This window comes from Pseudomonas profundi (assembly GCF_008638305.1).
Taxonomy (GTDB): domain Bacteria; phylum Pseudomonadota; class Gammaproteobacteria; order Pseudomonadales; family Pseudomonadaceae; genus Halopseudomonas; species Halopseudomonas profundi.
The window spans coordinates 98,113-119,451 of record NZ_VTPZ01000006.1 but is presented as its reverse complement, the minus strand read 5'-3'; the positions used below and the strand labels follow the sequence as shown (position 1 = coordinate 119,451).

Here is a 21,339-nt window from a genome sequence, read left to right as displayed (position 1 = left end):
TCAGAAACCGACGCGAAAACAGCACGCGGATAGCCAGCCAACTCAGGCAGCCGTCCAGCCGCCATCCACCGTCATCAGGCTGCCATGCATGAACGAAGCGCCGTCCGACGCAAGCCATAGCACCGCATTGACCACCTCATCGATCTCTCCGAGCCGCCCAGCGGGATGTAGTGCTAGCAGCTTGGGCTCCATTTCATCCAGACGCGGGTGGCTATTGAGCATGGCGGTACGGATTACCCCCGGGCAGACGGCGTTGATGCGGATGTTCTGCGCACCGTATTCGGTGGCTGCCGTTTTGGTCAGGCCGGCGACCGCATGCTTTGTAGCAACATAGGGAGCCGAGCCAGGTATGGTCGTGAGCGACAACGCCGAAGCGGTATTGACTAACACTCCGCCGCCTTGTTTAAGCATCTGCTCAATCGAATACTTCATGCATAGCCAGACGGCCTTCAAGTTGACCGCAACGATTTGGTCAAACTCGGTCTCGGTGACATCGGCGGTGAAATGATTCCCGCCGCTGATGCCAGCGTTGTTATGGACAATATCCAATCTGCCAAAGCGCCGGACGGTCTCGTTGATCAGCGCTTGCATGTGCTCGGCAGAGGTCACATCAATGGGGAAAAAAGCGGCTTCACCGCCGGCAGATTCAATCTCAGCCAGTCGCTGCTTGCCTTGTTCAACGTTGATATCGGCCAGCATCACCTTTGCACCCTCTCGGGCAAAAGCTTTCGCCGTTCCAGCGCCTATGCCGCCACTGGCGCCCGTGACCAGTACCACTTTGTCTTTGAATTGCATGCTGTGATCCTTTTGTTGTTATTGCTACAGCGGTGTGACGCAAAGGAGCTCCATGGCTCGTCGATATACTTGGTTTGTCCTCCAGCCTGGCGGTTGCGTGCTTACGCAACCGCCCTTTTCTTCAGCCCTTGGCTTGTGCCGCCATGGCCTTTTCCACTGCGGCACCGACGTCAGCACCGGTGGGATTACTTCGAAGCAGCAAGCCGCCGTTAACCTGAAGATTCTCGCCGGTCATAAAGCATTCGTCGCTAGCCAGCCACACAGCAGCGGCGGCGATGTCTGCCGTGGTACCAATGCGTCCCAGCGGATAACGCGCAGTGAAGCATTCGCGAACCCCTGGCGTCGCCATGGCCTCAGCGGTCATCGGGGTTTCGGTCAAGCCTGGGGAGATGCAGTTGGCGCGTATTCCGCGGCTGCCGAACTCGTTGGCCACACAGCGCACCACGTGGTCGATGCCGCCTTTTGTGCCGATATACGCTGCGTAGTTCTCGATTACCGCGCGAGTTGTGGCGGAGCTGATCTGAATGATCGAACCGCCTTCCGCCATTCCTTCAATCGCCTCCTGGAGAAACAGGAACGGCCCTTTGAATTGCAGCGCAATCATCTTCTCCAACTCCTGCTCCCCAGTTTCCAGGAAGCCTTGAGTCAGACCCCAGCCGACGCAGTTGACCGCCACGTCCAGCCGCCCACCCCACTCTCTGGCATGGGCCATGGCTGCTTTCAGCTCGGACTTCGAAGTGATGTCGCAGGCGACATGGGTGCCGCCGATCTCATCGGCGAAGCGAGCCAGCTCCTCTGCATTACGCCCGGAAATCACCATTCGTGCCCCTTCGTCTGCGAAACGTCGGGCGATGTCCTGGCCCATATTGTCCCGGCTATCAGCACCGAGTATCAGGGCAACCTTGTTCTCAAGTCGTTTCATCACGTGTTCTCCGAGATAACAGAATGTGTTTTTCAAGTCAGCGGTAGCGCCTTGCGATCGTGCAGCAGCCTTGCGCGCGCCACTAACAAACCGGATTGATCGTTTTTTATAGACCACTACCTAGTTGTAATAGTCGCGAGTACCGGGAGATTCACGCGTCTATGGAAAGCATAAGAGCGCCGAACATCATCCGACTTAGCGACGAAAAAAAAGTTATTCGCGCACCCTATTGTCTAGAGTGCGCCCGCAAGGATTATCTGACGCCGCCAGCGCTCATCGCTTGTGGTGAAAAGAAACTCATTGGCTTGGGTTCAATGTCATACCACCCCGAACGGCCTGTGGAATACGCTTGGCGAGCGTAAGCTCCGCTTGCAAGGTCATGGGTAATAAACTGGCCACTAATGTGCCCGTAGCCCTCATATTTGGGAAAGCTTTCCGAATGCACCACTCGGTAAACAGCACCTGTGCTGTCATAAGAAGCGCTCATCCCGACTCCCAGATAGTCCTCATCCCAATAGAATGTACGCCGGGGATAAATATGGCGCTTTCCTTCTTTCAATGTCGCTTCGACTACCCATACACGGTGCAGCTCCCAGCGCACACAATCAGGGTTGGCAAAATTCTTGGTAAATACTTCGTCGCGGCCACATTGCTCAGTGTCGTACATCTTGAACATGTTGTATGGCAGGTAGACCTCTTTCTTGCCCATCAACTCGAAATCGTATCGGTCAAAGGCACCATAAAAGACCGATGAATCGTCGACCGTTCCTATTCCTGCCCCAGCCGGAGAAGGCGTGTCATAGGCAACATCAGGAGAAAGCTTGACTCTGCGCTGCCCGGGCAGATAACTCCATGCACGACGGGCGTTGGTCAACATATTTAGAGAATCATGGATTATCAGTTTTTCACCGGATTTGCGCGTCGGAGAGTCATAATCGGCACGGAGCATCTCATTGATTTCATCCCCTTCCAGAGGTTCGGTACGGCTGGGATCCCATAAAGGATACTGGTTCCACTGGGTTTGCCCTGCTGTATCAATCACCGATCCAGAGCCGTCAACGATAGTCGTCTTCAAGTCCTGACTCATGAAAGCATGTCCTTCATACTTCATGTAGCGATTCCACATCACCTCAATACCGCTTTGTGGAACAGGAAAAGGCGTGCCGGCCCAACAACCTTGGAGCTGCAACCCGTCCGCCACGAGTGTGCAGCTGGTTGCATTCTTTTTCGCTGCATCCAGGTAATGCTGCGGGTAGCGCGCTGTGCGATGGCTCGGGTAAACATTGATCTTGAATTCGGGGTACTTTTCAAACAGAGCCACCGCAGCCGAGGTCAACTGCTCCTGATGCTCCGTGTAATTGCTCGCATCGATGGTAAACAGAACCTGTTCATCGGCGAATGGGTCCGGGCGAATACCCGGTCTGCTCGGGTCATAACTGGCCGGCGGCTCGACCCCACCCGTGTAGGCCGGAATGGTTTCTTCCGCGTTTCCGGCCTTTTCCGCACCCCACAGGGTAAGATTGTCGCCCAGTTGCTGAGCCTGCTCCTCGGATACAGCAGCAATTACTGAACCGCTGATTGCCAGGCCCATCGCGAGAGCCAAGGATGAGTATCTTGTTTTCATATTTGCTGCCTTTTTTTCTGAGAATCGGACAGTGGGGTCAGTGTGACATTCCATCCGTTATCCATTGCAATCACTGCCGCACCATAACCGGCCAGCAGCCTGGCGCCAGGTTCTGAGGCGCTGCCAACGATCCATGCGAGCTTCTGCAGGCGCATGATCCAGATCCAGATGCGCTGTGCGTTCTCACTCACTCCGCGCCTCGTCACACTCAAATAAAAACCAACCTGATCGTTTTTATAAAACTACTATCGATTTAAATGACGCGCAAGTCTGCCGTATCGATAACGTATTCTTTCTGTAGCGCTTAACTACCGCTCATTCGAACAACGGCAAAAGTCGGGATGGCGCGAAATGGACTGGCGCTTCGAAAAAATAGGCTGATCCTGGATCAACTCCATTTGCCAGTCAGAGGATTCACCACGGTTCGCGCTTCATATACCCCGGCGCTCACTGGGTACACGTCTGACAGCTCCAGCAACAGCGCAGCCATTGCCGACGCCCCCTTGTGGGCAGCCGTCAGGTTAGGCCAAAAGCCACTAACCACCACGCATTGAATATCAGGATCTGTAGCAGAAGCTGTTATGAGCAGATCCGGAGCCTGACCTTGATCGCACCGATCCAGGCATCCGACTATTTCGTCGATCTGCTTCTGTGAGTTTGTCTGTAAAAGCAGTAGATGGCGTATACGGGGAGTTGGAAGTGATAGTTCTGTCAGCCCCGCTTCGGGGGAACCTGCACTGATATACGAATCGACCGCGCCCGAAGTGAAATTCGCCTCATCCCTGCCGGCCCCCTGCTGATATACCTCGGAGGCGGCGAGATCAGCCAGCGAGTCGATCGATGGCACCCATATTTCCGGGATGCCATCAGCTGCGGGCCAGGTTGAGCCAGGCAGGCCAGTGATGAGATGGTTCTGAACATACCCGCTAAAGAAACCCGCTCGAGCCAAATCGAGTGCATGGTCCTTGTGTGTAGTCGCCCAGTAATCACTGAATTCGGACCAACTCCATCCTTCCTTGCGCCGCAGCAGCGTAAACACCTTTGCCATTGTCATCACAACCGGGGCCTTGCGACCCCAGCCTCCGTTGATTCAGCCCTGTTGAATGTACTTGTCGAGTACGTTGTGGAAATGGCGGATCCGCACTTCCTGGTAATTACCCAAGGTTTCGCCCTTTTTCTTCGCTGCCTTGAAGCCCTGTTGCTGAGCTCGCATGTTGGACGTGTCCTGATCGTAGACATGTGCCATGCCTGCATCCATGCCATCAGCGAGCGCGTAGGACTCCTCCTCTTTGACGTAGGAAACCTCGGGAGCCTCGGGACGTTCTGCACCGGGCGCCAGCGGGCGCAAAAAGAGGATCTCGAATAGACTACGATCCGGATCGCAGCCCAGCGGTCTGAAGCGATACACCATGGGCAATGACAAGCCCGGAAAGAGGATCATATTGGGGAATAGATGATATTCGATGGTATCGATGATCTCGGAGTCGGACACGTCTTCCAGATTGACCTTGTACTTCTCGCCCAACGTCTTGCGTAAAAATCGCGCCATGACGACTCGCGCCGTTTCACCTTCTTTTACCTCCAGCTCATCAGTGACAAGCGAGCGATCACCCACCAGCATTGCATCAACCAGCTCCTGCTCGCTTAGCGGAGTTTCCAGGTGCGGGCTGCTGACCCCGCTCGCCGCATAGAAGCGCGTCACATGATCGCTATACACGTCATATTGGACGTTGGCATCGCCAGTGCCCGGAAGTAGTTGAGGATGGGTCTCCACGACGTGATAGGCCTCGAGGAACGCCTCCGTGGCCGCTTTCCAATTACACGGCAATTCCTTCGCCACGTGAAACTCGGTAAATCGGTTTTCCATATCCCAACCACTGAAATGCTCAGGAATTTCTCCCAGAAAATTCTCGAGATCTTCTGCGTCATCGTCCAGGTTAACGAATATGAAACCACCCCATTGCCCTACACGGACCTCTGGCAACTTGAGATTCTCCGGCTTGGCATGCGGGAAATCCCAGGCACAGGGAATACTTTGTATTTCACCATCAAGGGACCAGGTCCAACCATGGAAAGGGCAGCGCAACTGGTCACTGGAGCCCATGCCCTCCTCTGGTTTGAGTTTGGTGCCGCGGTGCAGACACGAGTTGTGATAAGCCTTGATCCCTTTGGGGGTATGCACCACCAGAATCGAGTAGGCACCTATCTCATAGACGTAGTAGTCACCTACTTGAGGAATATGCTCCAGGCGGCACGCCCATTGCCACACCTTGGTCCAGACATGCTCCATCTCCTTAGCAAAGAAATCCGGGGAGGTGTAGCGGGAAAAAGCAATGTCATCACTTCCGGCGTAACGGTAACTCTCCTCCTTAAGGATATCTGGCGCCGGTTTCAAATCGCTGGCAATGATCTCCTGCACGGTGCGACCCGGGCAGCGCGCCTCTCCGGGCGCAAGCCCCCTGTGGTCACCTGGCAAACCGTTTAGTATGTTTTTATTATAGGTATTCATAAGTCTGCTCTCACTTTGACAAAGTCGGTTAATAATCGCTCGCCACCTACGGAGACTGGCAGCGCTACTTGACGGTTTCGCCGTTATCAATCACCAGCTGCGCACCATTGGGCTGTCGAGACTCATCACTGGCAAGAACAGCACCAGGTCAGACCTGAGGAAATCACCAGGGATGCAATTCGCCGTTCCACTTGAAAAAGTCACCATTATTCTCCAGCGTCAGATTTGCAACCACCGACCTGATGCCGGCGGCGCTCTCTTGCGGAGTGATGTCTGCGGTTGGCCCGCCCATGTCAGTCTGCACATAACCGGGATGGATGGTCGCAACGCAGACGCCCTGATCTCGCAAGTCGATAGCCAGGCTACGCATGACTCTGTTCACCCCGGCCTTTGCCGCACCATAGGCGTACATGCCGCCGTACGGCCAGGTTGAGGCGGCAAGCTGGCTGCTTACCGTCATGGCCTTGCCCTTCGCTGCCAACAAATTAGGCAGTAGCACCTGGATCAGGCGAAACGGTCCGATAGTCATGACCTCAAAAGCGGTATGCCAGTCGGCAAAATCGTCCTCGGTAAAGGTTTTACTGGTTAACGGCCCTGTCTCGCCGCCCAATACCCCCGCCACGTTCAACAATACATGGACCGGCTCATCACTGACGGCAGCGTGTACAGCCCTGGCGACCGAGGGGCCGTCAGCCATATCTATCTGGTGCACCGTCAGCCGACCCTCCGAAGCCTGTGCAATGGTTGCGAGGTCTGACGCGCTGCCTGGAGAACGACAAAACGCGTATACGCGGTCCCCGCCCGCGAGATAGTCTTTGACCAGAGCTAGCCCGATACCACGGTTGGCACCGGTAATTACGATGTTAGCCATTCAAGTACTCCTCATTTGTTATCACGCATGGAGAGCGAGAGAGCGGATAACTTCATTTCCGTCCCAGTCTTGTGAAGCGGATCGGACCAAGGAATAGAAATCGGTTAGCTCTTCAGTAGGTTCATATAATTCGACGAAGTGGCCTAGGGCTCGCGTGCAATCAATCATTGCATAGGCCTGCCCTGACGTTAGCTCAGCGTAGAGGGCCGTTTCATAGCCTGCTTGCTCGTATCCACTGATGGCCAGCTGTAAATCCTCGACCATGATCGCCACATGATGGATAGCGCCGTTCCCGATCGGACAGTGGTCATAAAAGACGGAGGGTCCAGGGTTATTCTGCTGGCAAAACTCGACCATCACCTCACCCCATTGACCATAGGCAGAGGTATGGTCGAGCTTGCTCGGCTCGCCTCGGTGTAGACATACTGCCAGTTCGATGTTCTCGACCACGAAGTAAGGCCCTGAGCCGAACAGCAGGTGATGGTCGTACGCACTCCTGGCGACGTCGTCCACGAAATACGCTATCTGTCTGACCGGGTGATGCCTGGGCACCCTTGGCCCGGTCTTCTTCCTCATCTGTCTCATCGGGATTATTCGATCATGCCGGCGTAGGCTTCCATGAACTGCGGGTCTACAAAGGTTGTCTTTATTGTTACCGACTGAAATTTCCAACTTTGCGCCGTTCTCACATACTCATCCGAGTAAATATTGGACAGCCATATCGGTGACGGATTGTCGGTCGTGGTAAAGGCAAACAGTCCTGAGACTTTCCCTTCCGCCCGGTCCCCTTTCAGCTCGATAAGTGGGTTCAGCATATAATGCATGGCACAAGTCCACTGGGTGGTTGCGGAGGTCATCATTGCGACTATCTCGGCGTGGCCCGTTGCCAATCCCATACCCAGATCCAGTGTTCCGGTAGGTGTAAACAAGGCGGCGAACTGCTCCGCATCGCCGGGCACACCATCAACGATATTGGCAAGATAGGCGTAACGGTGACGTAGCGTGCGTATCTCTTCCAGATCGTTCAAACGTGTCAACTGAGCCTGCATGGATTGTAGATCGGTCATTTCACGTTCCTTTTTCAGACTCGGCCTTCGAGATAATCATTCAGGACTTCATGGAAGAAGCGAACCCGCGTCTCCTGGTTGCACAAGACAGTATCCTTGTACCCCTGCGACCTGATGCCCCGCTGCTGACCGTCCGCCAACAACATGTCCTGATAGACGATCTGGTCCACGATCTCCGGCACCCCCGCGCCATTATCGAAGTCACGGACGTGCAGCTCTGCTTCCTCCAGCGGTTGCATGCCGGCCATGATCGATTCGACCTCGGTTTGCCCCTCGACGGGGTAGACCATGCACCACAGGTCGAACGTGCACTTGTTGGGATCATCCGGATGAGGTTCGGTACGGAAAAAGATCAATTGATCCGGCAGAAACGAAATCGTGACGTTGGGGAATATCACCGTATGCGGACTATCGGTAAGCTCCTCATCGTTCATGTGCTCGTAATGCTTGTACCCTTTCTCTTTCCATAGCCTGCGCTTGGCCGCCTTGAGGTCTAGCCAACCCTGAATCGCCTTGGATTCGAAATCGGGGTAGCTATCAGGATCAATGCCCCACTGACGTAGCAAATCATCAAAAGGCTGTGGAGTGCCCTCGGGCAATCGATCAGAAAGGGATGGCCGCATGGGTTGCACCGTTCGGCCATGTCCCCGGGGAAACATTTCATGGCGGGCACTATCAACATCCTGATCGATGAACGGCGGCACTTGGGGGTGTGCTGTGCGAGTGTGGTAGGACTCACTGAAGTTGTCAGTGGCAAACTTCCAGTTGGTATCGAGGTTGATCTTCATCCAGAAAACACGAACTCCCGTCTCCATTGGGTAGTTCTTGTACAGCTCGGGCATTGGCTCCAGGTATTCAAGCAGAGGCGGTGCGTCATCATCCATGGTGTACCAGATGAAGCCGCCCCAGGTGTCACACCTGAGCTCATTCAGTTTCAACTTCCCACAGGGGTTTCCGCCGGGAAAATCATCGGGATCTTGTGCTGACTTCAATACCCCGTCTCTACCCCAAAGCCAGCCATGATAAGGACAATGAAAACCCGCTCCCGCATGCGAGTTATCCCAGACCAAGCGCTGACCACGATGGCCACAGCTGTTATAAAACGCCTTGAAGCTGTCGTCTTCCTGCCGGATTACGATTACTGATTCATGCATGAAATCATGGACGAGATAGTCGCCCGCCTCCTCCAACTCCGCGACGCGGCCAGCGACGTGCCAGATCTTGGTCCACATATGATCCCATTCACGCTGGGCAAACTCGCGCGAATAATACCGGTCGCCAGTCATAGGATCCCCGCGTAGCAGGCTGGCATCACGACCGTCCATAGTGAGAGGGTGAACTTTTATCAGCTCCATGGTGTACTCCATAGTTTTATTTTTGGTCTCTAGTTTAAGTTCAAAAAATCAGTATTCGCGGGCCGCGTTTGTTACGAAACAACATAAACAAAAACCAGCCGAATTCATTAACCTGCTACAGCACATATCAGCTAACGCCACCACCCGACTGAGCTGATGGCCAATATAAGCAGCTAGAGTTACAGCAAGACGGATGCGCAGCTTGCAACCATTAAATCAGCCTTGACTGTTTTTTAGCTAGCGAAAACTATGCTTGCGCTTCGGCCGGCTCCGTTAATCGCACATGTACCTGGTCGCCAATCACCTGTACCGCAAAAGTGCGCAGCGGTACTTTGCCCAAAGGGCCTCGGCCGCAGCCGGTACGCAAATCGAACATGACCCCGTGCAAAGGGCAGGAAATCATACCATTACGAATTCTGCCGCCTTCCAGTTCCGAGGCTTGGTGGGTGCAGCGGTTTTCTACCGCCAGGAACTCACCTTTAACATTGCAAACCAGGACGCTTAGCCCTTCCAGCTCTACCGCTTTGGACTGCCCTGGAGCCAGCTCTTCGACAGAGATAACCTGGTGAAATGCATTCTCCATAACTCTACTCCCCTTCAAAAAAGCCAGCATGTGGGAAACTGTATGCGATGTCATCTGTCGAGGGCTTGCCGTTGGTAGCGACCGCCGCAATTCCCGCCTGGTAGTCTGCGAGACTGACTTGCGCGTGGACCCAGTCAACGACGAAGTGGCGACGGCTGATCAGCCATTTGCCCTCTTCGCGTATATAGGTATCCAGGTAACGACCACCCACCAGTTGATTTTCTTGGGACCCGTCCCCCTGCGGCCTGACCGAACTACCAATAACGTAGCTCTGCCCTGTGGCTTTATCACCTTGGATTTCAAATAGTTCATTGGAAGCGAAATGATGCGCGATGCTGACGGCCGGATCGTCCAGAACAATCAATTGGCAAAATTCGCTGGCGCTTCCCCTGAATAAACCGAAATCAATGGTCGCAGATTCAGCCCATACTCTGGAAAGCAACGCATGATCCTTACGATCAACCCCAATGCAATAACGAACATTCAGTTCATGCAGTTGCTGTTTGTCAATGAGCAGCGCCACTTCGCTCAGCATGGATTGGGACATGTCCATTTTCTAGGCACCCTCCCCTGCTGGGTAGGGTTTACTCAAAACTCCACCGTCTACATACATTTGATGCCCTGTCATGAAACTTGCATCATCTGAAGCAAGAAACAGTACAGCTGAGGCTATCTCGCTGACTTCAGCAATGCGCCCGAGCGGCTGCATGCCGGCGTATATTTTTTCGAGTGCCACAGGATCTTCCGCGCCGTCCAGATACTGCTGCACCAGCGGGGTGCGCGTGGCGGCCGGGTGTACCGAGTTAACCCGGATGTTGTAGCCTCTTTCACCGCAATGCAAAGCAACTGTCTTGGTGACAGAATCCATAGCCGCCTTTGCTGCGCCATAAGCAACAAAAAGTGGACCGGGACGAATGCTCTCCACACTCGATATATTGATGATGGAGCCCTTCCCTACCTTTTTCATACTTTCGACAGTGACCTTGCAACCCAGCATCGTACCCAAACCATGTACATTCATGTGATTGTGCCAGGCCTCTTCATCGACTGTCTCGATATCTGCGGGGAAGGATATTCCAGCACTGTGGACCATGATATCTACCGGCCCGAGATTCGATTCCGCCCAGCCGATCGCGTCCCGCCAATCACTCATTTTTGAAACATCCAGATGATGATAATGACAATTGCCCGTCAGACTCTGGGCCAGGCGGCGTCCTGCCTCGTCGTGTATATCGGTCACCAGCACCTTGGCTCCCTCTGCGGCAAAGAGACGAGCAATCCCCTCGCCAATACCTGACGCGGCTCCGGTGATCAGTGCTACTTTATTATTCAGTCTCATGGTTCAAACCTCGACAACACGTTGTTATTGTTACCCTCATACTTCCCTTGAGAATCGAGGGTTGGTGTTAACCAACCCCACTGATCTGCTTAGCGAACGCCGCCGCGGGAAAGGCTTGAGGGTTGATAGAAGCGAGCCGGGTGAGCCTCCTCTGCGGGAGTCACCGTCATCATGTTGCCGTCGGCCGGTGTGTAAGCCTGCCGCACATAGCCACCGCTGGCGAGGTCATGGACTACAAACTCATGCGTATTATGTCCATGGGTTTCATAGAAGGGATAATAGTGGGTACGGGTAACTCGATATATATTCCCCGCATCATCGTAGTTATCAGCCATCCCCACTGCGTAAATATCTTCGTTCCAATAAAATGTTCGACGGGGATAGATATGCCGCTTACCCTCTTTCAGTGTAGCTTCGACCACCCAGACCCTGTGCAACTCCCAGCGAACACAATCCGGATTCATATGGTTAGGTGTATAAACCTGTTCAGCCGAGCACTGGGATTCATCATGTAACTTGAATGTATTATACGGAATGAACATTTCTTTCCGGCCCATGAGCTCAAAGTTGTAGCGATCCTGAGAACCGTAAAACACTTGTGTTTCATCGGTAGTACCGATTCCTCCGCCCGCTGGACTAGGTGTGTCATAGGCAACATCAGGCGAGAGCTTGACTCTACGCTGGCCCGGCAGATAGGACCAGGCGCGTCGGCCAATATTGAGCATATCCACGTTATCGTGAATCACCAGCTTTTCACCAGCCTTACGCGCCGGCCCAGTCCAGTCGACCCTGCCATACTCCAGCATTTCCTCACTGTCGATTGGCGCTGTGCGACCCGGCTCGTAATGAGGGAAGGTTTGCCAGTATTCGAAAGCGCCCGTTTCGATAACTCGTCCTTTCGCGTCTACCAGGGTCGACGTCTGGGCTGGAGATTCGTATGCATATTGATCGTATTTCAGCGTCCGGTTCCACATAACCTCGGAACCATTTTTTGGAATCGGGAAGGGTACACCTCCATAACATTCCCCTGACAATTGCAGGAGGTTATCAGCCAACTCGCAGGCTTTAGCGTTCTTCAATGTATTATCAAGGACGTATTCTGGATAACTAGCCGTTCGATGGGTGGGATATACATCCAGGCGAAAGCTCGGGTACTGCTGCAACATCTTTTGCGTGCCTGCCGAAAGCTGATCCGCGTATTCGTCCATATTGTCAGCGGTTATGCTGAACATTGGCTTTTCGTCTGCGAAAGGATCAGGCCGTTTACCTGGTTTGGAAGGATCGTAGCCCGCTGGCGGCTCAACAGGTCCGGTATACGCAGGGATGGTTCCCGCTTCATTGCCTGCCTGAATCGCACCCCAGACAGTCAGATCGTCTCCCAACCGGGCAATTTCATCGGCATTCAATGCTGCCATTGCTCCCTGACTCAGGCCCAGGGCACCTAGTACCGCCACGCATGTCATTTTCAATTTCATAAACCAATCACCTGTAATTGTTATTTTTCATTCAAGGGTTTTAAAGCTGAAATGGCGTCGCGCTCAGTTGTTCAGCGCTCCCTGATCGATCCATTTTTCTATTACGGAGATGACGTCGTCCGCTAGCGGCCGCTGACCGAAGGGCATGCGCCCCCCTGTGCCGCCGTGCTCAAGATGGGTACCCTTGATCTTGTGCAAGAGGTAGCTGCTGTCGGGGTTCCCGGGGACGACCAGCGTCGCTCCCGTGCCTGGTGATTTCGCTTCCACAATGCTGTCATAAGCGGCCGAGGGGTAGAGCTTGAGGTTGCCTGGTTCTGTCCCCGTCATGTGACAGGTAGCGCACTGAGTCCGCAGCACCGGGATGACAGCCTGGGTAAAGCTGACCGAACCATCCTCTACCGCAGCAGACGCAGACACAGCCCCGGCCTGCAGCGTACCGATCGCCATTACAGACAACGAGGTCAACAGGCCATCCATCAAACGCTTCATGCCTCTGCTCCGACCACATGGGTACCAGCCAACCAGGCAAAGGTCATAGCCACACCAATGGTGCCGCCTGCGCCAACGTAGGCTGGGCCGACCGGGGAAGCCACGCAGTTACCCGCTCCGTAGAGCCCTTCGATCGGCTTACCGTCTGCGCCCAGAACCTGGCCATGCTCATTGATCTCCGGACCACCGCTGGTATCCAGCGCACCCGGTGCAAGAATGACGGCATACAGCCTATCGTCATCGATCGGATGCATGGTGGAGTTCGGGTGATTGTTATCGGGAAAATCGCTGTCCTCACGGACTGGCGAGAAGACCTTCTGCCATATCTGGTCGTACTCATGCAGACCACGGTCAAAGTCCTCATCCCTGCCCGTTCTGGCAAACTCGTTATAACGGGTGATGGTCGCGCTGAGATTTTCTTCGAACGCGTCATCCAGCTTGTAGGTACCGAGTTTGCCGTGAAGTGACTGCAGACGCTGACGTATCTGCTGCCCCAGATCCTTGGTACCTCTACCCTCGATCAACCAGGCAGATTCGCGCTTGTCCACGGGAATGGGCAAGGCGCCGCCGTTGCGCTGCAGGGTCCGCTCATCAAATACCATGAACATGAACAGGTTCGGGTATTCGGCATTAACCGGATCAAAGGTGAAGTGCGCCTGGGTCCTGTCGTTGTAGTTGCGCTTTTCGTTGACGCAACGCTGGCCGTACTTGTTGACATGAATCATGGAGTCGCCCGGAGCGAATACGACGCCGTGAGCCACAGCCCGGTTCTGCAACGCCTCTTCGAGTACCACAGGTGTCCGCCATGCCGTATCCAGGCGCCCCATACGGGCACCCGCCTGCTGGGCCATGCCGACGAAGTCTCCGGTGGAGCCGACCGCAGCGCACGAGCCATACAGGCCCGGACTCTGGTGACGCTCGATCAGGTCGGTGTTGTGGGCATACCCACCAGTACCGAAGATGACGCCTTTATTGGCCTTGATGTTGATGCGCTTGCCTGCATGACTGACCACCAGACCCGTTGCTCGCTCACCGTCGAAGATGATCTCTTCTGCCTTGTGCTCAAGCATCACGGGGACTTCCGCATTACGCAGCCAGGTTTCAAGTTGGTAGGCCAGACTGCTACCGCCACTGTATGGACCGGCTCCCACAGCCGGCTCCAATGCTCGCCCCTTGTTCAGCTTGTTCTCGGCCAAGTGGTCGCCGTAATCCGGAGGGGTGATCTCCAGCTCCCACAATTGGAAGGGCTGGAAGGACATGGCCTCCACCTTCGCCATCCAATCCACCATACGCGTGCCATTATCGTAAAAGGTCTCGATCATTCGATAATCGTGCTCGCTCAGCCCCAGTGTCGGACCGTTGGCGTTGTAACGTTCGGGGTAGGCATAGCGGGCTATGTATTTCAGGCAATCCGTCTTGTCATCATTCAGGCCGGCTTCCGCCAGGAACTGATTGTTCGGAATCCAGGTGATGCCGCCCGATTTGCCGGTGGTGCCGCCTGCCATGGGCATCTTCTCCAGTACGATCACTTTTGCGCCGCGTGAGACGGCTGTCACCGCTGCTGTACACGCGGCCGATCCCGTACCAACGCAGATCACATCGGTTTCCAGATCCCACTGCACTTTTCTACCAGCCGAGCTTGCTGCCATGGCAACACCCGGAACGCCCAAGGCCGCTGCCGCGCCTACCGCTATACCCGCACTGGCGAGCAAACTGCGGCGAGAAAGAGACGTTTCGGTCTTATCTTTTTTATTGTTCATCACGCTCTACCTGTAACCATGAGGGCGTAGAAATATATACGCGTGGGTCGCACCAACATTGAGCATCACTTACTCAAAGTGCGGAATGACCTTGGTGGGAGGTAACAAATAGGGCTCTGAAAAATGCTTTATTTTCCAACCCATGGCAGTTCTGACGCAGCGATATTGGTGCTTGGCATATACCAGAATGTCGCTACCGTCCTTGGCGGTGCCGACCGCATGCACATAGCTCTGGCACTCCGCCTCGTCCTGCTCCAACCGATTAACTTTAAAATTGCTGCTGAAATGGGCGTTGCACTCGGTGCCAGCCAGCACACTGATAAAAAACTCGCGAATGTCCTGGTGTCCCGTCACCACCGGCAGACCCAGGCCGGACAAATCCAGAACCGCATCGTCTACAAAACAATCAACGATCGCATCCGCGTTTTTTGCTTCGTCGATATGAATGCAATACGAATGAATAAGTTCTTGCAGCGCCAGATGGTCTTCAATGCGCTGAATCCTGGCTTCAAGGCTCAACATATGACTGCTCCCCTATTTCACCTCATCGGACTGACAGCGCCAGCCAATCTGTTGGCACTATCAGTCCGAGCGGCGTTTCGCTAATGGTTATCTTGGTCGGAGAGCCTGGATCAGAACGCGGTCTTGAAGGTCAGAGACAACCAACCGCGGTCGTGCATGATCCCGCTGCCGCTGTTGTTCTCCCACACCACGTCCTCCACGCCCGGTACGGCTGCGAGTGGATTCGCTCCCTTGGTGTAGTCGCCAAAATAATCGTTGTAGGCCAGATCCACTTCGTACTTGGCATGGATATCCAGGCCTACGCCAACGCTCCAGGAACCGCCGTTTTCTGCAGTGCCGAGGGGAGTAGGCGAGTTACCAGTGATGCCTTGGCCGTAGTTGATTGGTGCAGTCATGTCTATGCCCGGGTATACCTGATACCAGGTCGGGACAAATGACACCTGAAAGCCCAGCGAATCATCGGTTGCGCATCCGCCCTTCCGTCCGGCGTCACACCCCCCATACCGCCCGCTCTCGTGATTAAAGAACTGGCGAGTCGAGCCGTCAACGCTATCGAGCCGGCTATAAGATAGCTCTGCAGACAAACTGGCTGAATCGAACACGGACGTTTGGCCAATGAAAGCCACCATGTTGAGCAAGCCATGCCACGTATCACCTGTAGCGAGACCAGCGCTATTGGACGCCAGCGATGTGCCTTCCCGGCGGGATAACTCGGCGCCTACCGAGATAGCACCCAATAGCCGCGCATAGCTGATACCGTAAAGTTTCACATCTTCTGCGTAGGCGTTGTACATATAGGAAGAGTCGGGCGCCATCACCATGGCCGGATTGCGGTCGTCAAAATTCCGGTAGTAGAGACCGATGGTTCCGCCCAGCAATTCTGAGCGAATATGTGTGTTAATACCCCAGCTGCCTCGATCATCAGGTTTTTCACCTGGACCATGATCCAGATCGCCCACTACGGGTAGACCAAGATAATCGGTCCCGCCAAGAAAGCTGAGGTCAGAGCCACCGAGGTAGGTCCCACCTTCCGGGAGGCGGTGCGCATCCCACTCAAGGTAGTAATTGGCGGACACCGAAACATTATCCGTCAGCTGTGCCGAGGCCGAGATCTGAGTCTGTGGCAGGAACAACTCTTTCGCTTCGACGCCCGGCGTAGAAGTCGCTTTGCGCAGGTCGAGTGGACCTTGGCCATAGGCGATACTGTTGCCGAAGGTAAACATCGACTCGCCCCAGTACACATTGTGACGACCCGCGCGCACATTTATCGGCACCGTACCCACATCGAGGCGAGTAAAGACGAAGGCATCCAATATCTCACCTGAGCGCTTGTAGTAGCGTTCCACGTCACTGGTAAAACGATTATTTGGATACGCCGTGCCCAGACCGGCCGCCTGGTAGGCTGGGTTACCTTCAACATCATCGAACGCAAAGTCGTTCCAGGCTGCAGCAGAGACCCGGAAGCCATGATTCATTTTATAAACCATGTCGAATTCGCTGAGAATATCGACCCGATTGGTCACGATATCGCCCTTGTCCCAACCATGGTTGGTCGCCTGTGAGACCCAGTTGTCTCCCAAACGGTCATCCCGACCTTCCATACGCCAGCCGATGTTGTATTTAACCGTATTGTCCCAGCGCACCCGCAGATCCGGGTTCTCGGTGTCAATACTGAACGCCATCGCCTGCCCACTGGTCGATGCGAGCCCGGCGGCTAGCACTCCGGCGGCCAGACGTGACAGGGCAATTTTGTTACAGCGGTTGTTATTCTTGTTTACGCTCATTTGCATGCTCCAAGGGTTATTAATGAGTCCTTCCTGGCCCGATTAAATAAAACCAACTAGCTCGTTTTATTTAATCGGAATGGAATTCACCATCTGTTACAGCGGTTGCCTACTGTTTGGAATAAATCGTTATCTCTGCTTCTTACGCTGTGTCCACCGCGCCTATCAACGCGAGTGTTGCGCAGCCTGCTCCACAGCTTCATTGATATCGGCCTGCATAGGATTTGCCCGTAACGTTAAACCTCCATTGACCTGAAGGTTTTGTCCCGTCATGAAACACGCATCGCTGGCCAGCCAGACGGCCGCGGCCGCAATATCCTCAGAGGTGCCTATACGGCCGAGCGGATAACCCTTAAGGAAGGCTTCAAACACACCGGGAACTTCCTTTGCTGCAGCCGTCATCGGTGTATCAGTCAGACCGGGAGAAATGCTGTTGGCGCGGATGCCCCGCTCACCAAATTCGTTCGCTACGCACCGCACTACATGATCGATCCCGGCCTTCGTGCCCATATAGGCTGCATGATTCTCGAACATGATAGACGCGGTTGCAGAGCTGATCTGTATGATGGACCCACCTGACTCCATCGACGTGACCGCCTGCTGAAGAAACATGAAAGGACCTTTGAACTGCAGATCCTGCATGCGCTCAAGTTCCTCTTCAGTTGTCTCCAGGAAAGGTTTCAGCAAACCCCACCCGGTGGCATTTATCGCAATATCGACCTTTCCATAGCGTTCAATGGTTGTACCGAACAGCTCTGCCAACTGTTGACTGTTCGTGATATCACATACAGCCGAAGAGCCCTCTATCGAAGCGGCGAAGCGTTCAAGCTCATCAGCATGTCGACCAGCTACCACCACATTAGCGCCAGCTTCAGACATATAACGAGCTATTACCTGCCCCATATTTCCTGGTCCAGCCGCGCCCAGTACTATGGCGACCTTACCTTTCAAAACTGCATCTGCACTCATTATTGATACTCCAAACGTAACAGTTAGCGAAGGCCACTGGGAGACAAGGCTTCAAAGCGAAAAACCAGGTCGGTACTGGCTTCAATACAATTGGGGTTTAGATGGTTCGCGAACGTAGCTGGGGTAGCCAGCGCCGCCGTGAGCGGGGTAAAACCCCGTGCTGTAACGGAGAGACAGTTCAGGTCTGGATGTAACATCTGTGCTGGGCGGTTTGGCGCGGGCCTGGAATGGCTTCGGTGGATAACAAGACAAGTGGGTGCGTCTGCGTCAGAATCCGGAGCACCATCTGGGCCGGCAGGATCACGGTTCGACGAACCGCTTGGATCCAGGGTATAGGCAGCAACGCTACAATTGTCATCGACCGCTGCTTGCGCTTCCCACGGAGACAGCTTCGCACCGGATATATCAGCGGACACGTTTTCGCCATTAGCGCTAGCCCCACGCGAAGCGGAGGTGAGCGACAGAGGAAACAGCTGCGTAGGAGGCATATTGATCATCTCTCCCGATTCTTGTTTTTGTAAGGAACCTGCTCACTATTTAAAAACCAACAGACTCGTTTTTTATTAAGCTACATGCTGTTTCATGAAATGACAACCTTCGTCTGGTATAAAAATTACAGCGCTACGCCAATGAAATCGCTTGTCAGTCCTCAAGCAGGTGTTATCGCTGGCTGTTCTTCGCTCCGCATAGCCACCAGTATTATCTTGCGCCCATCAGCCTGTCCTTCTCGAGCTCCGCCATCTCTCGCAAAAAATCCCAGGTCACCCGCATCCGGGCAATATCTTTCAGTTCGATGGGCATCAACATCCAGAATGTTCTGATGAAACGAATCTGTTCAGGCATGACGAGGCTCAGGCGCGGGTCGGAATCAGCAGAGAAAGCGGGCAGGATGCCGAGTCCGGCACCGGCGGCTATGGCTTCCTGCTGCGCCAGCAAACTTGTGCTGCGTAGCCCGACCGCGCCCGAGCTTGCAATTTCGTTGAGAAACAGCAGCTCCTTGCTGAATACCAGATCGTCCACATAGCTGACAAAGCGATGTGTACTCAGATCATCGCGGTTGCGAATGGGCCCATGCTTTTCCAGATAGTGCTTGCCGACATACAGGCGCAGGACGTAATCGGTCAGCTTGGTGATGATGAAGGGTCCCCGTTCGGGCCGCTCGAGGGTGATGACGATATCGGCCTCATGCCGTGATAAGCGCACCGCCCGGGGCAGCGCCAGCAAATCCAGATGAAGGTGCGGATGGCGCTGGCTCAACTCACTGAGCTGACCGCCCAGAATCAGCGTCCCATAGCCTTCGGTTGCGCCGATACGCACCTGCCCCGAAAGGCTTTCACCCGGGTTCGGCAGGGCCTGCTCAATCCGCACGCTCGCCCCTTCCATCTGCTCAACCTGGGGCAGCAGGCTGCGGCCCGCCTCGGTCAGCGAATAACCAGTTGTGTCCCGGATGAAGAGCGCCACGCCAAGACTTTTTTCCAGCGCCTGGACGCGCCGGGACACCGTGGTGTGGTCTACCCCGAGACGACGCGCCGCAGTAGTCAGGCGCCCGGCTCTACTCAATTCGAGAAAAAAACGCAGATTATCCCAGTCCATTTTCCTTCCTGTGCAAAAACGCAGATCCATGTTGCGGATGAGCCAATTGTTTAATGTAAAAACGCACTGCTACTATCCAGTACGACCTTCCAAACGACAAGGCCCATACGGCCCAAGGCAGAAACACATGACCACCACGAATGTCCCTACCGTCAAGCTGCTGATCAACGGCGAATTTGTCGAATCGAGAACCGACCAGTGGCGCGAAGTGATCAACCCCGCGACCCAGCAAGTGCTGGCCCGTGTGCCCTTCGCCACCGCGGACGAAATCAATGCCGCGGTCGCTGGCGCCAAGGAAGCATTCAAGACCTGGCGCAAGACACCCATCGGTGCCCGGGCGCGGATCTTCCTCAAATATCAGCAGCTGATCCGCGAGAACATGAAAGAGCTGGCAGCCATTCTCACCGCCGAGCAGGGTAAGACGTTGGCCGATGCTGAAGGCGACGTGTTCCGCGGTCTGGAAGTGGTCGAGCACGCTTCAGCCGTGGGCAATCTGCAGCTCGGTGAACTGGCCAACAACGTGGCCGGCGGTGTGGATACCTATACCCTGCTGCAACCGCTGGGCGTCTGTGCCGGCATCACGCCGTTCAACTTCCCGGCGATGATCCCGCTGTGGATGTTTCCCATGGCTATCGCCACCGGAAATACCTTTGTGCTCAAGCCCTCCGAGCAGGATCCGATGGTCACCATGCGCCTGGCAGAACTGGCGTTGGAAGCGGGCATACCGCCGGGGGTGCTGAACGTGATCCATGGCGGCGTCGACGCAGTGAACGCAGTCTGTGATCACCCGGACATCAAGGCCGTCTCCTTTGTCGGCTCAACCCATGTCGGCACTCACGTATATAACCGTTCCAGCCAGGCCGGCAAGCGCGTGCAGTGCATGATGGGCGCCAAGAACCACGCCATCGTCATGCCCGATGCCAACAAGGAGCAGACCCTGAACAATCTGGTCGGCGCTGCCTTCGGTGCTGCCGGTCAGCGCTGTATGGCCCTGCCGGTCATCATCCTGGTGGGCGAAGCCCGTAACTGGTTGCCTGAACTGGCGCGCAAGGCGCAGACGCTGAAGGTCAGTGCCGGCGTGGAGCCAGGCACAGATGTCGGCCCGGTGATTTCCACCGCGGCACTGGAGCGGGTTAACGGTCTGATTCAGAAAGGTGTGGATCAGGGTGCTGAACTGGTGCTGGATGGACGCAACCCTACCGTGCCGGGTTATGAAGACGGCAACTTTGTCGGTCCGACCATCCTCGCTGGCGTCAAGCCGGGCATGGCCGTGTACGACGAAGAAATCTTCGGGCCAGTGCTAAACGTGATGCAGGCCGATAGCCTGGACGAGGCCATCGAGATCATCAATGCCAATCCCAATGGCAACGGCACCGCTATCTTTACGCGCTCCGGCGGCATCGCCCGGCGCTTCCAGGAGGATATCGACGTTGGCCAGGTAGGCATCAACGTGCCGATCCCCGTGCCGGTCCCGCTGTTCTCTTTCAGCGGTTCACGTGGCTCCAAGCTGGGAGATCTCGGTCCTTACGGCAAGCAGGTGATCATGTTCTACACCCAGACCAAGACCGTCACCGCACGCTGGTTCGATGATGACGAGCAGGCAGCTGCGGTCAACACCACCATCACCCTGAAATAATTCATGCGGGCCGGCAGCAATGTCGGCCCGCATTGTTGGAGTAGTC

General features: G+C 54.9%; 21 protein-coding genes. 1 reads left to right on the top strand and 20 read right to left on the bottom strand.

Annotation, left to right across the window (positions count from 1 at the left end; translation table 11 throughout):
• Window positions 1-42 precede the first annotated feature (42 nt).
• The 20 genes from FZE95_RS09950 to FZE95_RS09860 all read right to left on the bottom strand — a co-directional run bounded on the left by FZE95_RS09950 (window position 43) and on the right by FZE95_RS09860 (window position 19,657).
• Window positions 43-795, bottom strand: a complete 753-nt coding sequence (locus FZE95_RS09950; protein WP_150300731.1) for a glucose 1-dehydrogenase — start codon at window positions 793-795, stop codon at window positions 43-45.
• 121 nt (window positions 796-916) lie between these two features.
• Complete coding sequence (locus FZE95_RS09945; RefSeq protein ID WP_150300730.1) at window positions 917-1,717, bottom strand: SDR family NAD(P)-dependent oxidoreductase; 801 nt, start codon at window positions 1,715-1,717, stop codon at window positions 917-919.
• A gap of 253 nt (window positions 1,718-1,970) precedes the next feature.
• Window positions 1,971-3,341, bottom strand: coding sequence for a DUF1329 domain-containing protein (locus FZE95_RS09940; RefSeq protein ID WP_150300729.1), 1,371 nt, complete (start codon window positions 3,339-3,341; stop codon window positions 1,971-1,973).
• A complete protein-coding gene (locus FZE95_RS19605; RefSeq protein WP_190324543.1) occupies window positions 3,338-3,496 on the bottom strand; it encodes a hypothetical protein in 159 nt (52 codons plus the stop codon). Before FZE95_RS19605 ends, FZE95_RS09940 begins: the two co-directional genes overlap by 4 nt.
• A 233-nt stretch (window positions 3,497-3,729) precedes the next feature.
• Window positions 3,730-4,389 carry an EthD domain-containing protein gene (locus FZE95_RS09935; protein WP_190324542.1) on the bottom strand — a complete coding sequence of 220 codons (660 nt, stop codon included), beginning with the start codon at window positions 4,387-4,389 and terminating at the stop codon, window positions 3,730-3,732.
• 42 nt (window positions 4,390-4,431) lie between these two features.
• Window positions 4,432-5,850, bottom strand: a complete 1,419-nt coding sequence (locus FZE95_RS09930; RefSeq protein WP_150300727.1) for an aromatic ring-hydroxylating oxygenase subunit alpha — start codon at window positions 5,848-5,850, stop codon at window positions 4,432-4,434.
• A gap of 163 nt (window positions 5,851-6,013) precedes the next feature.
• Window positions 6,014-6,721 carry an SDR family oxidoreductase gene (locus tag FZE95_RS09925; RefSeq protein WP_150300726.1) on the bottom strand — a complete coding sequence of 236 codons (708 nt, stop codon included), beginning with the start codon at window positions 6,719-6,721 and terminating at the stop codon, window positions 6,014-6,016.
• 21 nt (window positions 6,722-6,742) lie between these two features.
• Window positions 6,743-7,234: a hypothetical protein gene (locus FZE95_RS09920; protein WP_335720729.1), complete on the bottom strand. Its 492-nt coding sequence runs from the start codon at window positions 7,232-7,234 to the stop codon at window positions 6,743-6,745.
• A gap of 77 nt (window positions 7,235-7,311) precedes the next feature.
• A complete protein-coding gene (locus FZE95_RS09915) occupies window positions 7,312-7,788 on the bottom strand; it encodes a nuclear transport factor 2 family protein (RefSeq protein WP_150300725.1) in 477 nt (158 codons plus the stop codon).
• 14 nt (window positions 7,789-7,802) lie between these two features.
• Complete coding sequence (locus tag FZE95_RS09910) at window positions 7,803-9,143, bottom strand: aromatic ring-hydroxylating oxygenase subunit alpha (RefSeq protein ID WP_150300724.1); 1,341 nt, start codon at window positions 9,141-9,143, stop codon at window positions 7,803-7,805.
• 247 nt (window positions 9,144-9,390) lie between these two features.
• Window positions 9,391-9,726, bottom strand: coding sequence for a Rieske (2Fe-2S) protein (locus FZE95_RS09905; protein WP_150300723.1), 336 nt, complete (start codon window positions 9,724-9,726; stop codon window positions 9,391-9,393).
• 4 nt (window positions 9,727-9,730) lie between these two features.
• A complete protein-coding gene (locus tag FZE95_RS09900) occupies window positions 9,731-10,273 on the bottom strand; it encodes a nuclear transport factor 2 family protein (protein ID WP_163982735.1) in 543 nt (180 codons plus the stop codon).
• 9 nt (window positions 10,274-10,282) lie between these two features.
• Window positions 10,283-11,065 carry a glucose 1-dehydrogenase gene (locus tag FZE95_RS09895; protein ID WP_150300721.1) on the bottom strand — a complete coding sequence of 261 codons (783 nt, stop codon included), beginning with the start codon at window positions 11,063-11,065 and terminating at the stop codon, window positions 10,283-10,285.
• Between the two features lie 89 nt (window positions 11,066-11,154).
• Complete coding sequence (locus tag FZE95_RS09890; RefSeq protein WP_150300720.1) at window positions 11,155-12,540, bottom strand: DUF1329 domain-containing protein; 1,386 nt, start codon at window positions 12,538-12,540, stop codon at window positions 11,155-11,157.
• A gap of 63 nt (window positions 12,541-12,603) precedes the next feature.
• Window positions 12,604-13,029, bottom strand: a complete 426-nt coding sequence (locus FZE95_RS09885) for a hypothetical protein (protein ID WP_150300719.1) — start codon at window positions 13,027-13,029, stop codon at window positions 12,604-12,606.
• A complete protein-coding gene (locus tag FZE95_RS09880) occupies window positions 13,026-14,789 on the bottom strand; it encodes an FAD-binding protein (RefSeq protein WP_150300718.1) in 1,764 nt (587 codons plus the stop codon). Before FZE95_RS09880 ends, FZE95_RS09885 begins: the two co-directional genes overlap by 4 nt.
• A 69-nt stretch (window positions 14,790-14,858) precedes the next feature.
• On the bottom strand, window positions 14,859-15,311 hold the full coding sequence (locus tag FZE95_RS09875; RefSeq protein ID WP_150300717.1) for a nuclear transport factor 2 family protein: 453 nt from the start codon (window positions 15,309-15,311) through the stop codon (window positions 14,859-14,861).
• Window positions 15,312-15,421: 110 nt separating this feature from the next.
• A complete protein-coding gene (locus tag FZE95_RS09870) occupies window positions 15,422-17,095 on the bottom strand; it encodes a DUF1302 domain-containing protein (protein ID WP_150300716.1) in 1,674 nt (557 codons plus the stop codon).
• Between the two features lie 165 nt (window positions 17,096-17,260).
• Window positions 17,261-18,064, bottom strand: a complete 804-nt coding sequence (locus FZE95_RS09865) for an SDR family oxidoreductase (protein WP_150300715.1) — start codon at window positions 18,062-18,064, stop codon at window positions 17,261-17,263.
• A 699-nt stretch (window positions 18,065-18,763) separates the two neighbouring features.
• A complete protein-coding gene (locus tag FZE95_RS09860) occupies window positions 18,764-19,657 on the bottom strand; it encodes a LysR family transcriptional regulator (protein WP_150300714.1) in 894 nt (297 codons plus the stop codon).
• Window positions 19,658-19,784: 127 nt separating this feature from the next.
• Between FZE95_RS09860 and FZE95_RS09855 the strand changes: the two genes are divergently transcribed.
• Window positions 19,785-21,293: a CoA-acylating methylmalonate-semialdehyde dehydrogenase gene (locus FZE95_RS09855; protein WP_150300713.1), complete on the top strand. Its 1,509-nt coding sequence runs from the start codon at window positions 19,785-19,787 to the stop codon at window positions 21,291-21,293.
• Window positions 21,294-21,339 lie beyond the last annotated feature (46 nt).